The 13292-nt window shown below is 36.6% G+C and carries 11 protein-coding genes; 7 read left to right on the top strand and 4 right to left on the bottom strand.

Going from position 1 to position 13292, the window contains the following annotated elements:
- The first annotated feature begins 37 nt into the window (after positions 1-37).
- Both prfB and arsC read left to right on the top strand, forming a co-directional pair.
- A protein-coding gene (gene prfB / locus A8B35_RS14930; protein WP_139314908.1) for a peptide chain release factor 2 occupies positions 38-1127 on the top strand; the annotation gives its coding sequence in 2 pieces (ribosomal slippage) (positions 38-100 and positions 102-1127; 1089 coding nt in all).
- Positions 1128-1149: 22 nt separating this feature from the next.
- Complete coding sequence (arsC, locus tag A8B35_RS14925) at positions 1150-1491, top strand: arsenate reductase (glutaredoxin) (protein WP_075603349.1); 342 nt, start codon at positions 1150-1152, stop codon at positions 1489-1491.
- Positions 1492-1533: 42 nt separating this feature from the next.
- On the opposite strand, the gene A8B35_RS14920 is transcribed toward arsC, so the two are convergent.
- On the bottom strand, positions 1534-2550 hold the full coding sequence (locus A8B35_RS14920; RefSeq protein ID WP_075603348.1) for a glycosyltransferase family protein: 1017 nt from the start codon (positions 2548-2550) through the stop codon (positions 1534-1536).
- 9 nt (positions 2551-2559) lie between these two features.
- Positions 2560-3429, bottom strand: a complete 870-nt coding sequence (locus A8B35_RS14915) for a UDP-2,3-diacylglucosamine diphosphatase (RefSeq protein ID WP_075603347.1) — start codon at positions 3427-3429, stop codon at positions 2560-2562.
- A 216-nt stretch (positions 3430-3645) separates the two neighbouring features.
- Between A8B35_RS14915 and A8B35_RS14910 the strand changes: the two genes are divergently transcribed.
- Positions 3646-4086, top strand: a complete 441-nt coding sequence (locus tag A8B35_RS14910) for a DMT family transporter (RefSeq protein ID WP_075603346.1) — start codon at positions 3646-3648, stop codon at positions 4084-4086.
- Positions 4087-4093: 7 nt separating this feature from the next.
- On the opposite strand, the gene A8B35_RS14905 is transcribed toward A8B35_RS14910, so the two are convergent.
- Positions 4094-5794, bottom strand: coding sequence for a sensor histidine kinase (locus A8B35_RS14905; RefSeq protein WP_075603345.1), 1701 nt, complete (start codon positions 5792-5794; stop codon positions 4094-4096).
- 306 nt (positions 5795-6100) lie between these two features.
- Here A8B35_RS14905 and mutA point away from each other — a divergent pair, with 306 nt between their 5' ends.
- The 3 genes from mutA to scpA all read left to right on the top strand — a co-directional run bounded on the left by mutA (position 6101) and on the right by scpA (position 10588).
- Complete coding sequence (gene mutA, locus A8B35_RS14900; protein ID WP_075603344.1) at positions 6101-7966, top strand: methylmalonyl-CoA mutase small subunit; 1866 nt, start codon at positions 6101-6103, stop codon at positions 7964-7966.
- A gap of 45 nt (positions 7967-8011) precedes the next feature.
- On the top strand, positions 8012-8359 hold the full coding sequence (locus A8B35_RS14895; protein ID WP_075603343.1) for a four helix bundle protein: 348 nt from the start codon (positions 8012-8014) through the stop codon (positions 8357-8359).
- A gap of 69 nt (positions 8360-8428) precedes the next feature.
- Positions 8429-10588 (top strand): methylmalonyl-CoA mutase, encoded by a 2160-nt coding sequence (scpA, locus tag A8B35_RS14890; RefSeq protein WP_075603342.1) that lies wholly within the window; start codon positions 8429-8431, stop codon positions 10586-10588.
- Here the strand turns inward: scpA and A8B35_RS14885 are convergent.
- Positions 10571-10861 carry a hypothetical protein gene (locus A8B35_RS14885; protein WP_139314907.1) on the bottom strand — a complete coding sequence of 97 codons (291 nt, stop codon included), beginning with the start codon at positions 10859-10861 and terminating at the stop codon, positions 10571-10573. The genes scpA and A8B35_RS14885 overlap by 18 nt on opposite strands.
- A gap of 786 nt (positions 10862-11647) precedes the next feature.
- On the opposite strand from A8B35_RS14885, the gene A8B35_RS14880 reads away from it, so the two are divergent.
- On the top strand, positions 11648-13186 hold the full coding sequence (locus tag A8B35_RS14880) for a YifB family Mg chelatase-like AAA ATPase (protein ID WP_075603340.1): 1539 nt from the start codon (positions 11648-11650) through the stop codon (positions 13184-13186).
- The last annotated feature ends 106 nt before the right edge of the window (positions 13187-13292 follow it).

Below are 13292 nucleotides of genomic sequence, written 5' to 3'. Positions count from 1 at the left end.
TATCAAAACATTAAATTTGCGATAAAATTTATATTTCATGACAACTATTGAACAGCTAAAAGATTTAGCGGAGCGCCAGCTGGCGTTAAGGAGGTATCTTTGACATTGATAAGAAAAAGATAGAAGTTGAAGAGGAAGAACAACGCTCACAAGCTCCCGACTTTTGGGATGATGCCAAGGCTGCTGAGATACATATGCGTAAACTCAGAGGCATAAAAGCTTGGGTAGACGAGTATGAAGCTATTGTGGCTAAAATTGAAGACCTTGAGGTTCTCTTCGAATTTATGAAAGAAGGCGATGCTACACAAGAGGATGTAGAAGAGCTGTATGCCGAATTATTAATTGACGTGGAAGCCCTAGAACTTAAGAATATGCTCCGCCGAGATGAGGATAAGTTTGGTGCCGTATTAAAAATTAATGCTGGTGCTGGTGGAACCGAAAGTCAGGATTGGGCAGAGATGCTAATGCGTATGTATATTCGCTGGGGCGAGAGAAATAAATACAAGGTTAAAGAAGTAAACTATCAAGCTGGTGATGATGCAGGTATCAAAACTGTAACGCTTCAATTTGAAGGCGACTTTGCATATGGTTATTTAAAAAGCGAAAATGGCGTACATCGCCTAGTTCGTTTATCGCCATTTAATGCGGCCAATAAGCGTATGACTTCGTTTACATCTGTTTTTATATCTCCATTAATTGATGATACAATTGAAATAGAAGTAAGTCCTGCGGAAATTTCTTGGGAAACTTTCCGTAGTGGTGGTGCAGGTGGCCAGAATGTGAATAAAGTTGAAACCGGTGTTCGTTTACGCCATGCTCCAACGGGTATTATTATTGAAAATACCGAATCGCGTTCACAGCTTGGTAACAAAGAAAATGCCATGCGCCTTTTAAAGTCTCAGCTATACGAACTTGAATTACGTAAACGTATGGAAGAGCAAAATAAAGTTGAAAGTGAAAAGAAAAAAATAGAATGGGGTTCGCAAATTAGATCATACGTATTGCAACCTTATAAAATGGTTAAAGATGTTCGCACAGGTGCCGAAACTTCAAATGTTCAGGCGGTATTAGATGGTGACATCGACATATTTACCAAAGCCTATTTAATGGAATTTGGTGGTAAATAATCCTATAAATAACTAAAATAAGATGATAACAATATTACATAATCCACGCTGTTCTAAAAGCCGTTTAGGCCTGCAATACCTTGAGGAAAAAGGAATCACACCAATGGTTGTAAAGTACCTTGATGTGCAACTAAATGCAGAAGAAATTAATCAACTGCTTAAAAAGTTGAATATGGAGCCTAAAGATTTAATGCGAACAGGTGAAGATTTCTATAAAAAGGAAATTAAAGGCAAGGATCTTACTAATGAAGAACTTGTTCATGCCATGGCAGAGAATCCTAAACTAATAGAACGACCTATTGTAATTAATGGAGATAAAGCAGTTGTAGCCCGACCAACAGAAAAAATTGACGAAGTATTATAAGATTATTCTGAGATTATGCATTTGTTATGCATAATCTCAATTTTAAATTGCAAACACAGCTTCTTCTTGTATTTGAGCGTATTCCTTAACTATAGCAGATATAATCCAATTTGTATCATTCTGATAATTAACTTCCACAGGCTTTTCATTTAAAAGCCAGTTATTAAAAACATCAATATCTACTTCTTTTAATGTTTTAAAAGTGGGTATTCCCATCGATTCAAGCATGGCAGCGTTACACTGTTGCTCGTACTGTCCTGACATTGGTAAAACACAAAGCTTCTTTTTTAAATAGAGAGCCTCTGCAGGAGTTTCGAATCCTGCATTGCACAAAACACCTTTAGATGAAAGCATACTTTTAGCAAAACCCATTTTATCAACCGGTTGAATGTATACATTCTTATAGCTAAATGCACGCTTATTATGTTTAGAGAAAACTTGCCATTGATCTTGCGGAAATTGAGTTAAGAAGTCCAATATGGCCTCATCAGAATACGCCGGAAGATATACTGTATAATGATTCTCAACAGAAGGGGTGGAAAATCTAATATCTCTTCTTATTACAGGAGTAAAGAAACCATTTCCTAGCTCCTTAAAATGAAACCCATAACTCTTATGCGTTGGTGCATAATATTTCAGGATGTTTTTTCCTAGTAAACTTTTAACCTTAGGTTGAGGTGCTTTATGATGCAAAACAGCAGACTGGTGCGATATTCCAATACACTCCTTCCCTTTAAGTTTACATGCCCAAGCCACAACTGGTTCAAAATCATTTAAAACCAAATCGTACTCACGCACGGGGATTTTTAGAACCTCAGCAATAAAATTAACTGCATTTATATTCTTCATGGTTGATTTAAGGTCAACTCCTCCTTTTTTACCAAAAACGAAACTTGCCCCGTGATAACGATATTTTACCTTCCATGGCAAATCAATATCACATTGATTTCCGCTAAGTAATAAATCAACTTTACCAAACTTCTTTAACACAGGTATAACTTCCATAGCTCTGGCTATATGACCATTGCCTGTTCCTTGTATCGCGTATAAGATTTTCATAATAAATGGTTAAGATTCACTTAAAATATCTCGAAACATCGTTTTAAATAAAGCCTTATCTGACCTGGTTAATAAATCAGATACTTCATCTACCTTATCATCTTCATGATAATTAAATGGAGCCGAATCATTATAATAAACTAAATGCCAATCATTATTTTCAAACTCAAGGGCCGTCATGTTTTCAACCCAGTCGCCTGAATTTAAATACATCACACTTCCGTGTTGATTACTAATTCTTTTTTTAGCAGGCCAATGAATATGTCCGCAAATAGCATATTTATAGCGCTTTTTTATAGCTAAGCCAGCCACCGTCTTCTCAAAACGAGAAGTAACATCGTTACGCTTACTTTTCACCAACTCTTTAATATCCTTTGATAAAGAAATTCTTCGCTGACCAAAAAGTGAAAGAAAACTATTTACAACCTTGTTTATGATTGTAAGTAATGCATACCCTGTAGCTCCTAATTTTGCTAGCCATGCCGAGTGATGCATTACTACATCAAATGCATCTCCGTGAAATATCCATGTTTTAGCTCCATTTATTTTAAGAACCACCTTATTAACAATTGATAGGTTGCCCATTTTAACCCCTACAAACCTTCTTAAAGCTTCATCATGGTTGCCAATTACATAATGAACTTGAGTGCCAGCCTCCATCATTTTAATAATTTGCCTTACTACTTTAAGCTGTGTTTTAGGAAAGTAAGACTTACTAAATTGCCAGATATCAATAATATCACCATTAAGAACTAGCACTTCTGTTTTAATCGATTTGAGATAGTTTAACAGCTCCTTCGCCTTTGCGCTTCGGGTACCCAAGTGAGTATCGGATATCACAACAGCATCAAGTTGCTTTAAATCGTTTTTCTGCTTCATATGCACTTACAATTATTAAAGCAAAACTATCGTACTACAAACAACTATACATGAATTAGATACTAAGCTTTTGTAAAGTTTAAATATTGTGTTAAGCTAGTGTAAAGCACAATTAACTAAGTACAAAACCTCAAGCAAATTATGTGGGTAGCAAAGCTTCTATATAATCAGTATTCAAAAATACTATTGCTTATATTTGTGATTAATTAATTCGTTATGAAATTTATATTCACATTTATTGTTGTAGTTATTGGATGTTTATTGGCTATTCAGGGAAGCATAAATACACATCTCACCACATTCTTAAAACATCCATTACAAGGTGCCTTAGTAAATTTCTTAGTTGGCTCTGTATGCTTAATTGGTCTTAACTTGATTTTTAAAACACAGATTCCTGATTTTGATCATATTAAAACCGCCCCTTCTTATTTGTTTATTGGAGGTATATTGGGTGCTATATTTGTTTCGTCAACTATATTTTTTATTCCAAGAATTGGAGTTACCACAGTATTAGCAGCTTCAATTGTAGGGCAATTAATTGCAGCATCGGTAATTGATCATTTTGGCTTTTTTGGTATTGCCATTCAACCCATTAGTACTAAACGCATTATTGGTATAATAATGTTGTTATCAGGAGTCTTTTTTATTCAGAAATAAGATGAGGTTATAATGATCGCGGAAGAGTGAAAAAGAATTGAGTTCCTTTGCCTTCTTCCGATTCAAACCAAATTCGTCCTCCCAATAGCTCAATAAATGCTTTTGAGATAGTTAACCCTAAACCAGTACCGCCATACTTCTTTTGTATATTATGATTAGCCTGCCTAAATTGCTCAAAAATAAAAGCTTGTTCTTCTTCATGAATTCCTATACCACAATCGCAGACACTAAACTTAACAAAGTCACCTTCTAAACAACATGCCATTTTTATTTCCCCTTCCTCGCTAAATTTAATAGCATTTGAAAGTAAATTTGATATGATCTGTGTGAGTTTTGTTCTATCTGTATTTAACTCAACATCACTACCATTTAAACTATTCTGATGTGAAATACTTAGCTTGGTATCCATCTTAAAAATTGCAACTTGTTCCTCTAATAGAGTACTTAAATTAACCTTAGATAAAACCACCTCTTCTTGCTTTGTTTCAAGAGATGAAATGGTTAAAACATTATTTACAACCGAAAGCAATTGCTCACTACTATTTTTAATGATGCTACTATAGTCTTTTATCATGTCCATATCAGAATCGACTTCTGAAAGTAGTTCTGCAAAGCCATATATAGCATTCATTGGTGTTCTAATCTCATGAGACATAATTTGTAGAAAGGTAGACTTAAGCAAATCACTTTCCTTGGCTTTCTCCATTGCCTTATATAAAGCCTCATTTTGAATTTTATACTGATCATTCAATATAGCGAACTCTTCATTACGTTCGCTTAACTCTTCATTAATGGACAAATACTCTTCGTTCTGCTCTTTGAGTAAACGCTTATTCTCCAATTCACTAATTTCGTTTTTCTTACGTTCTGTAATATCTACTCCTATCATAGATAATAGTCCTTCTTGCGGAATAAAAGCGATTATATCGAAGTACATATCTAAAACATCGGTATAACTTTCAATCCTTTGAGCTTTACCCGTTTTATAAACTTTCTTAAACGTATCAAGCCACACTTGTTCGGTTGCCGGAAACTCACCTAAAAGAGTCTTACCCTTTAGATAATCATCGGTATAGCCAACAGACGCTTCAAATGCTGGATTAACCGCAATAAACTTATAATCAATTGGCTCCCCATTATCATCGGTTACCACTTCATATAAACTCGAACTATCATCCATATTCGTAAATAACATTCTGTAACGGGCTTCACTCTCGAGCAAATCCTCTTTCGCTTTTATCCTATCTGAAATGTCATGATAGTTAACTAATATGCCATTAATATTAGGTGTATTTATATTATTAACAGCACTAAATTCAACCCAAGTATACTTCCCATCTTTTTTGTGATATCTAAACTCTGTAGTAAACTGATTTAGGTTACCTGATATGATACTCTGAAACGCAGAAATTAAACCCTCCCTATCATCTGGATGAATATTGTTGACTGCAGGCTGATTCATTAATTCGTCACTACTCCATCCAAATAAATTTTCAACGTTATGACTCTTAAACTTTGTAATTCCATTAATGTCAATAATGCCTATAACATCAGTAACATTCTCAAGCATAGTTAAATACTTAATCCTTTCATCTAATAATCTTTCAACCTCAGTTGCTTTGCAGCAGTTCGCTTTAACCTCTGCCAGTTCATTTTTTATTGCAAGCAATTCCAACTCAAGCTCTTCATATGATTTCTGATTATCCATATACAAGATTTATAAGGTTTAAGGCGATTTGTAAAAGAGTCTGAGGCATTAAGATACCATTTTTTATCCTATCCAATTTACAAATATTGGTCATTGGTCAAATTGTATAACTTTTTAGTAGCTGAACATAGTAACCTACAAACCATACATTTACAGCCTACAAATGGAGAAATATTTCTTTAATATGAGTTATTAATCTGATTATCATGCTACATAACAGGTAATATTCAGGGTAATTACTTCTTAAAATCAATCAAAAGGTTTAATTTTGCGCTCTGAAAAAACAAACAGTTATACAGTTATATTATGGCAGATAAAACTAAAAAACCGTTATTGAGTGATTTTGCTCCAGTTACCACACAACAGTGGATGGATAAAATTACAGCGGATTTAAAAGGGGCTGACTTCGAAAGAAAGCTTGTTTGGAGAACAAACGAAGGCTTTAACGTTCGTCCTTTTTATCGTTCTGAAGATTTAGAAGAGGTAAAATACCTTGATAGTCTTCCAGGAGAATTTCCTTATATCAGAGGAACTAAAAAAACAAACAACTGGTATGTTCGTCAGGACATCAAAGCTGTTAATGCCGTTGCTGCAAACAAAAAGGCATTAGATGTTTTAACAAAAGGTATTACTTCATTAGGATTCACATTCTGTGATAAAGTTGAAGATTTTAATGCTGAGATTAGTTCAGTATTAGCCAACATTATTTCTGATGATGTTGAAATCAACTTTTCTACTAAGCATGGTAGCAAAAAGCTTTTAGAAGCTGTTGTTGCTTACCTTAAGAAAACAAACCGCGACTTATCTAAAGTTAAAGGTTCAGTAAACTTTGATACTATCGGATGTTTAACTACATCAGGTAAATCTTGCAAGTCGTTCGACGAAATGTTCGATCACGCTAAAGAAGTTGTTGAGGCAGGTAAAAACTTACCAAACTTTAAAACAATTGCTGTTAACGGTAAACTTTTCAACAATGCAGGTTCTTCAATTGTACAAGAATTAGCATTTGCACTTTCAATGGGTAGCGAGTATTTAGCGCAACTTACTGAAAGAGGTGTTTCTGTAAACGATGCTGCTTCATCAATGAAATTTAACTTTGGTGTTGGTGGTAACTACTTTATGGAGATTGCAAAATTACGTGCTGCACGTATGTTATGGGCAACTATCGTAAAATCATACAAGCCTGCAGGTTTAGAGCCAACAAAAATGGCTATTCACTGTGAAACTTCACAATGGAACAAAACTATTTACGATCCATATGTAAATATGTTGCGTACACAAACAGAAGCGATGTCGGCTACTTTAGGTGGTGCAGATTCGTTAACTGTTCAACCATTTGATACTATTTATAAAGATTCTGATGTATTCTCTGAAAGAATTGCTCGTAACCAACAATTATTGTTGAAAGAGGAATCTCATTTCGATAAAGTAGTTGACCCTTCTGCAGGTTCATATTACATCGAGAACCTTACTGATAACATCGCAAAAGAAGCTTGGGCTTTATTTGTTGAGGTTGAAGAAAAAGGCGGATACACTGCTGCTTTAAAAGAAGGTTTTGTTCAAGCAAAAGTTGCCGAAGTTGCTGATAAGCGCAAAAAAGCAATTGCTACACGTCGCGAGAATTTATTAGGTACTAACCAGTTCCCTAACGGAAACGAAACTGTTGCTGAAGTAGCAGGAAACGTTTCTTCATGTACAACTAAATGTTGTTCTGGCGATACTGTTATTGAGCCTATCGTTAAATTCCGTGGTGCTGAAGAGTTTGAAGCACTTCGTTTAACAACTGAAAGAGCTGAAAAAACACCAACTGTATTTATGCTTACTTACGGTAACCTAAATATGCGTTTAGCTCGTTCTCAGTTCTCAGCTAACTTCTTTGAGTGTGCAGGTTACAAAACAATCGACAACAATGGTTTTGATACTGTTGAAGCGGGTGTTGAAGCTGCCAAAGCTGCTAAAGCTGATATTATTGTTCTTTGTTCTTCTGACGACGAGTATGTTGATGCTGCTCCTGCTGCATTTAAGGCAATCAATGGCGAAGCTATCTTTGTTGTTGCTGGTGCACCAAAATGTGCCGACGATTTAAAAGCACAAGGCATTACAAACTTTGTTAACGTTCGCTCTAACGTACTTGAAACACTTCAAGGATTCAGTAAAGAGCTAGGACTTTAATTAAGACACAAGTATCAAGACACAAGTATCAAGACTTTGTAAACGATGCATAATTATAGAGAATTAAAAGTTTGGCAAAAAGCAAGAGTTCTAGTAAAACTGATTTATCAGATTACTAATAATCTTCCGAAAGAAGAGAACTTTGGACTAACTAGCCAAATGAGACGAGCAGTCGTTTCAATTCCATCTAATATTGCAGAAGGAGCAGGTCGAGGTACGAATAAAGATTTTTGTAGATTTCTTGATATAGCATATGGTTCGAGTTTTGAACTCGAGACCCAATTGTTATTGTGTGTTGATTTAGCTTATATTTCTGAGAGTGTTTTATTTAATACAGAATCTCAGATTAAAGAAATACAAAGAATGTTATATGCATTAAAGTCAAAGTATTAGTAATAGTAAGTTTTAAGTCTTGATACTTGATACTTGATACTTGATACTTTTTCTTAATAAATAGAAATAATGGCAAGACCAGATTTTAAAAATATAGATTTCAAAAAAAGTTCTCCTTGTGGTGGCGTTAAAGCCAAAGAGTGGGAGAAAAAACATGGGATTAAAAAGGATATGGTTACTCCTGAGCAAATCCCATACAAAAGTGTTTACTCAGCAACCGACTTAGAAGGAATGGAGCATTTAAATTATGCTGCAGGTCTTCCTCCATACCTACGCGGACCATACTCAGGTATGTACGCTATGCGTCCTTGGACAGTGCGTCAGTACGCAGGTTTCTCAACAGCTGAAGAATCAAATGCATTTTACAAAAGAAACTTGGCCGCAGGTCAAAAAGGTCTTTCTGTAGCATTCGATTTAGCAACTCACCGTGGATACGATTCAGATCACGAGCGTGTTGTAGGTGATGTTGGTAAAGCAGGTGTGGCTATCGACTCTATTAAAGATATGCGTATTCTTTTCGATGGTATTCCATTGAACAAGATGTCGGTATCTATGACAATGAACGGAGCTGTACTTCCTGTATTAGCATTCTACATTGTTGCAGGTTTAGAGCAAGGGGCTAAATTAGAAGAGCTTTCTGGTACTATTCAGAATGATATTCTTAAAGAATTTATGGTGCGTAACACATACATCTACCCACCAAAATTCTCAATGAAAGTAATTGCCGACATTTTTGAGTACACATCTCAAAAAATGCCTAAGTTTAACTCAATCTCTATCTCAGGTTACCACATGCAAGAAGCAGGTGCAACTGCCGATATTGAGTTAGCATATACTTTAGCCGATGGTTTAGAATATTTACGTGCTGGTGTTAACGCCGGAATGGACATTGATGCTTTTGCACCACGTTTATCTTTCTTCTGGGCAATCGGAATGAACCACTTTACTGAGATTGCTAAAATGCGTGCAGGTCGTATGCTTTGGGCTAAGATTGTAAAACAATTCAATCCTAAAAACCCTAAGTCACTTGCTTTACGTACACACTCTCAAACTTCAGGATGGTCGTTAACAGAGCAAGATCCGTTTAACAACGTAGGTCGTACTTGTATCGAGGCAATGGCATCTGCATTAGGTCATACACAATCGTTACACACTAACGCATTGGATGAGGCTATTGCATTACCAACCGATTTCTCAGCACGTATCGCTCGTAACACGCAAATTTATATCCAAGACGAAACGCAAATTACAAAAGCGGTTGACCCTTGGGCTGGTTCATACTACGTTGAGTCGTTAACAAACGACCTAATGGAAAAAGCTTGGAAACTTATCGAAGAAGTTGAAGAGTTAGGTGGTATGGCTAAAGCTATCGAAAGCGGAGTACCTAAAATGCGTATCGAAGAAGCTGCTGCACGTGCACAAGCTAAAATTGATGCCGGTACACAAACTATCGTTGGAACAAACAAATATCGTTTAGAGAAAGAAGATCCAATCGATATCTTAGATATTGACAACTCTGCAGTACGTTTATCGCAAATCGATCGCTTAAACGAGCTTAAAGCTGAGCGTAACGAAGAAGAATGTCAAGCTGCTCTTGCTGCTATCACCAAAGCGGTTGAAACAGGCGAAGGTAACTTATTAGCCTTAGCTGTTGATGCTGCTCAAAAGAACGCTTCTTTAGGTGAGATTTCTGATGCTTGTGAAAACGTAGTAGGTAGATATAAAGCCGTGATTAGATCAATTAGTGGAGTTTACTCTAGCGAAGCTGGAAACGACGAAGAATTCGAAAAAGCTTGTAATTTAGCTAAAGAGTTTGCTGATAAAGAAGGACGTCAGCCACGTATTATGGTAGCTAAAATGGGACAAGACGGTCACGATCGTGGTGCCAAAGTAGTTGCTACAGGATACGCTGATATAGGTTTCGATGTGGATATGGGACCATTATTCCAAACTCCTGCCGAAGCTGCTAAGCAAGCTGTAGAAAACGATGTGCACGTATTAGGTGTATCATCATTAGCTGCCGGTCACAAAACTTTAGTTCCTCAAGTAATTGCTGAACTTAAAAAGTTAGGTCGCGAAGATATTATGGTTATCTGTGGTGGTGTTATCCCAGCGCAAGATTACGATTATCTTTACGAGTCAGGTGCTGTAGCTATCTTCGGTCCTGGTACATCAGTATCAGTAGCCGCTACACACATCTTAGATTTATTATTAAAAGCTGCTGAATAAGCACTTTAATAAAATACAATTCAAAGCCCCGTTGCACATCGCTTCGGGGCTTTTTTTATTGGTAATTTGTTTTAAGGCGCCTTGCAGGCTGGCCTCTTTACAAAAAGCTTTTGTTTTATTTAAAGCTTTAGTAAGACTGGCTAGCTGAAGGCTTTGCCTGAAGATCCGCCAGCCGCACTTAAGCTTTAAATAAATAAGAAAGTTATTTGTAAAGCAGCCTTGAATTTCTTTGCCCTGCCTTTGCCGGCAGGCAGGTTCCATTTCTTGCTTCAAGGCATCGGGACGATTAAGAATTGAGTATTCTTAATTGTTTCAGGATGAAGTCGGGCCTACCTTCCGGCAGGTAGGCTTGGGCTGACAGCCCAATACCTAATGGATATTTAGGCTAAAATTAATCATTATATAATGGGCTTTCCTTGCAGGCCGGGCTATGCGCTATATCTTTGCTTCGCCAAAAAGGGCTCACAAAGGATGCCGCTCCTATCCCTAAGCCAAAATCATAAAACAAAAAACCCTCTTCAACACAAGTATTCTGTTAAATAAGCATACTCATTTTAAGTTCACAAATACGTATCTAACCAAAGCATTACTTATACTTTTAAAAACCATCAGGTGCATTTTAAAAAACCCTCCTGTCCATTTTTAAAAATCCACCTGACGAAAATTAAAAATGCACGTGTCCATTTTTCATTTTCGTCCTATATTTTTTGCCATCCAAAATATTGTGCATGCAACATTGCACTAATCACTAATTAACAAGCACTTACAAAGTGTAGATTACATGCGCTATCATCCTCAATTTCAACAAGTATTTATAAAAAAAATAACAACTTCTAAAAGTAAGCTCTGCCCTATGGGCATGAAAAACCACCCGCTCCGTATTTAACAATAATCACTCATTAACATCCCTTTCAAACATGCATTAATCAAGTATTAAAGCACAATTATCCCTATTCTATAAAAAACCATCCATTATTTTAAATACAGCATCGGTATAAATACCGTAGTTACATTATTATTACTATTTTAGGTATCCATAATAATCAACTACCAAAATCTATGTTAGTAAAAACCTACGGTGCAGCGCTTACTGGTATCGATGCTGTTACCATTACCATTGAAGTCAATTTTTCAAAAGGAATCAAATTTTTCTTAGTAGGCCTGCCCGATAACGCAGTTAAAGAAAGCGAACAACGCATACAATCGGCTATTAATATAAGCGGACTAAAATGGCCTGGTAAAAAAATAGTTATTAATATGGCTCCTGCCGATATTCGTAAAGAAGGATCGGCCTACGATTTACCATTAGCCATAGGAATCTTAGCCGCATCAAGCCAAATAAACGACGACAAATTAGGGGATTTTATAATGATGGGCGAACTATCTTTAGATGGAAGTTTACAAACCATTAAAGGCGTTTTACCCATTGCAGTAAGAGCAAAAGAAGAAGGTTTTAAGGGCATTATTGTACCCAAAGAAAATGCACGTGAAGCGGCCGTAGTACAAGGACTTGATGTTTATGGTGCGGATAATATACTTGAGGTTATTGCACTTTTAAACGGAGAGAGCACTATTGAGCCAACAATAATAGATATTGAAGCAGAATTCTACAAACAGTTTAATGATATAGAACTCGACTTTTTAGATGTTAAGGGGCAAGAAACCGTAAAGCGGGCTTTGGAGATTGCCGCTGCCGGTGGGCACAATTTAATAATGATTGGACCCCCAGGGGCAGGTAAGTCGATGATTGCAAAACGCCTGCCATCCATACTTCCTCCGCTTACGCTCGATGAAGCCCTTGAAACCACAAAAATACACTCAGTAGCTGGCAAAATACAAAACAACAGCTCCTTGTTAACACACCGACCATTTCGTGCACCACATCATTCCATATCAAATGTAGCACTTGTGGGCGGCGGTGGCTTTCCATCACCTGGCGAAATTTCTTTAGCACACCACGGAGTTTTGTTTTTAGATGAATTGCCCGAGTTTCAGAGAACCGTATTAGAGGTAATGCGCCAACCTTTAGAAGACAGGGTAGTTACCATATCACGCGCTAAATATAGCATCGATTATCCTGCTAGTTTTATGCTCATCTCGTCAATGAACCCATGCCCTTGCGGTTATTATAATCATCCCGATAAGGATTGCGTTTGCAGTCCTGGTGTGGTGCAACGCTATTTAAGTAAAATATCAGGCCCTCTTCTCGATCGCATAGATTTACACATCGAAGTAGTACCCGTTCCTTTTAAAGAATTGGCAACTGAAACCGTTTCGGAAAAGAGTTCTGTGATTAGAGATAGAGTAATAAAAGCGCGTAAAATTCAGGCCGAAAGGTATAAAGATAATCCACATGTGTTCTGCAATGCCCAAATGACTTCGAAGCTACAACGCACCTATGCCAAACCAGAAAATAGTGCGATGGATATTTTAAAAATGGCCATGGAAAAATTTGATTTATCGGCACGTGCCTACGATCGGATTTTAAAAGTAGCCCGAACAATTGCCGATTTAGAAAACTCAGAACAGGTATTAACCAATCATATGGCAGAGGCCGTACAATATAGAAACCTTGATAAAGCAGGATGGGTGGGCTAATTCTTTAATGGTATGTGTAGCATCACTAATTGTTAATAGTATATTTGTGATGGCTTCAGATTCATTTTGAACGTTCAACTCTCAATAAACAAGCACATCTACCAAA

The organism is Saccharicrinis aurantiacus (assembly GCF_001660705.2).
In the GTDB taxonomy this organism is placed as follows: domain Bacteria; phylum Bacteroidota; class Bacteroidia; order Bacteroidales; family Marinilabiliaceae; genus Saccharicrinis; species Saccharicrinis aurantiacus.
This window is presented reverse-complemented; position numbering and strand designations above follow the sequence as displayed.

What these genes read in the sequence shown, in the direction of transcription:
- A8B35_RS14895 (WP_075603343.1), top strand. Translation starts at nt 8,012, where the DNA reads ATGCATAATTATAGAGAATTAAAAGTTTGGCAAAAAGCAAGAGTTCTA.
- A8B35_RS14880 (WP_075603340.1), top strand. Translation starts at nt 11,648, where the DNA reads ATGTTAGTAAAAACCTACGGTGCAGCGCTTACTGGTATCGATGCTGTT.
- arsC (WP_075603349.1), top strand. Translation starts at nt 1,150, where the DNA reads ATGATAACAATATTACATAATCCACGCTGTTCTAAAAGCCGTTTAGGC.
- A8B35_RS14915 (WP_075603347.1), bottom strand. Translation starts at nt 3,429, where the DNA reads ATGAAGCAGAAAAACGATTTAAAGCAACTTGATGCTGTTGTGATATCC.
- scpA (WP_075603342.1), top strand. Translation starts at nt 8,429, where the DNA reads ATGGCAAGACCAGATTTTAAAAATATAGATTTCAAAAAAAGTTCTCCT.
- A8B35_RS14905 (WP_075603345.1), bottom strand. Translation starts at nt 5,794, where the DNA reads ATGGATAATCAGAAATCATATGAAGAGCTTGAGTTGGAATTGCTTGCA.
- A8B35_RS14920 (WP_075603348.1), bottom strand. Translation starts at nt 2,550, where the DNA reads ATGAAAATCTTATACGCGATACAAGGAACAGGCAATGGTCATATAGCC.
- mutA (WP_075603344.1), top strand. Translation starts at nt 6,101, where the DNA reads ATGGCAGATAAAACTAAAAAACCGTTATTGAGTGATTTTGCTCCAGTT.
- A8B35_RS14910 (WP_075603346.1), top strand. Translation starts at nt 3,646, where the DNA reads ATGAAATTTATATTCACATTTATTGTTGTAGTTATTGGATGTTTATTG.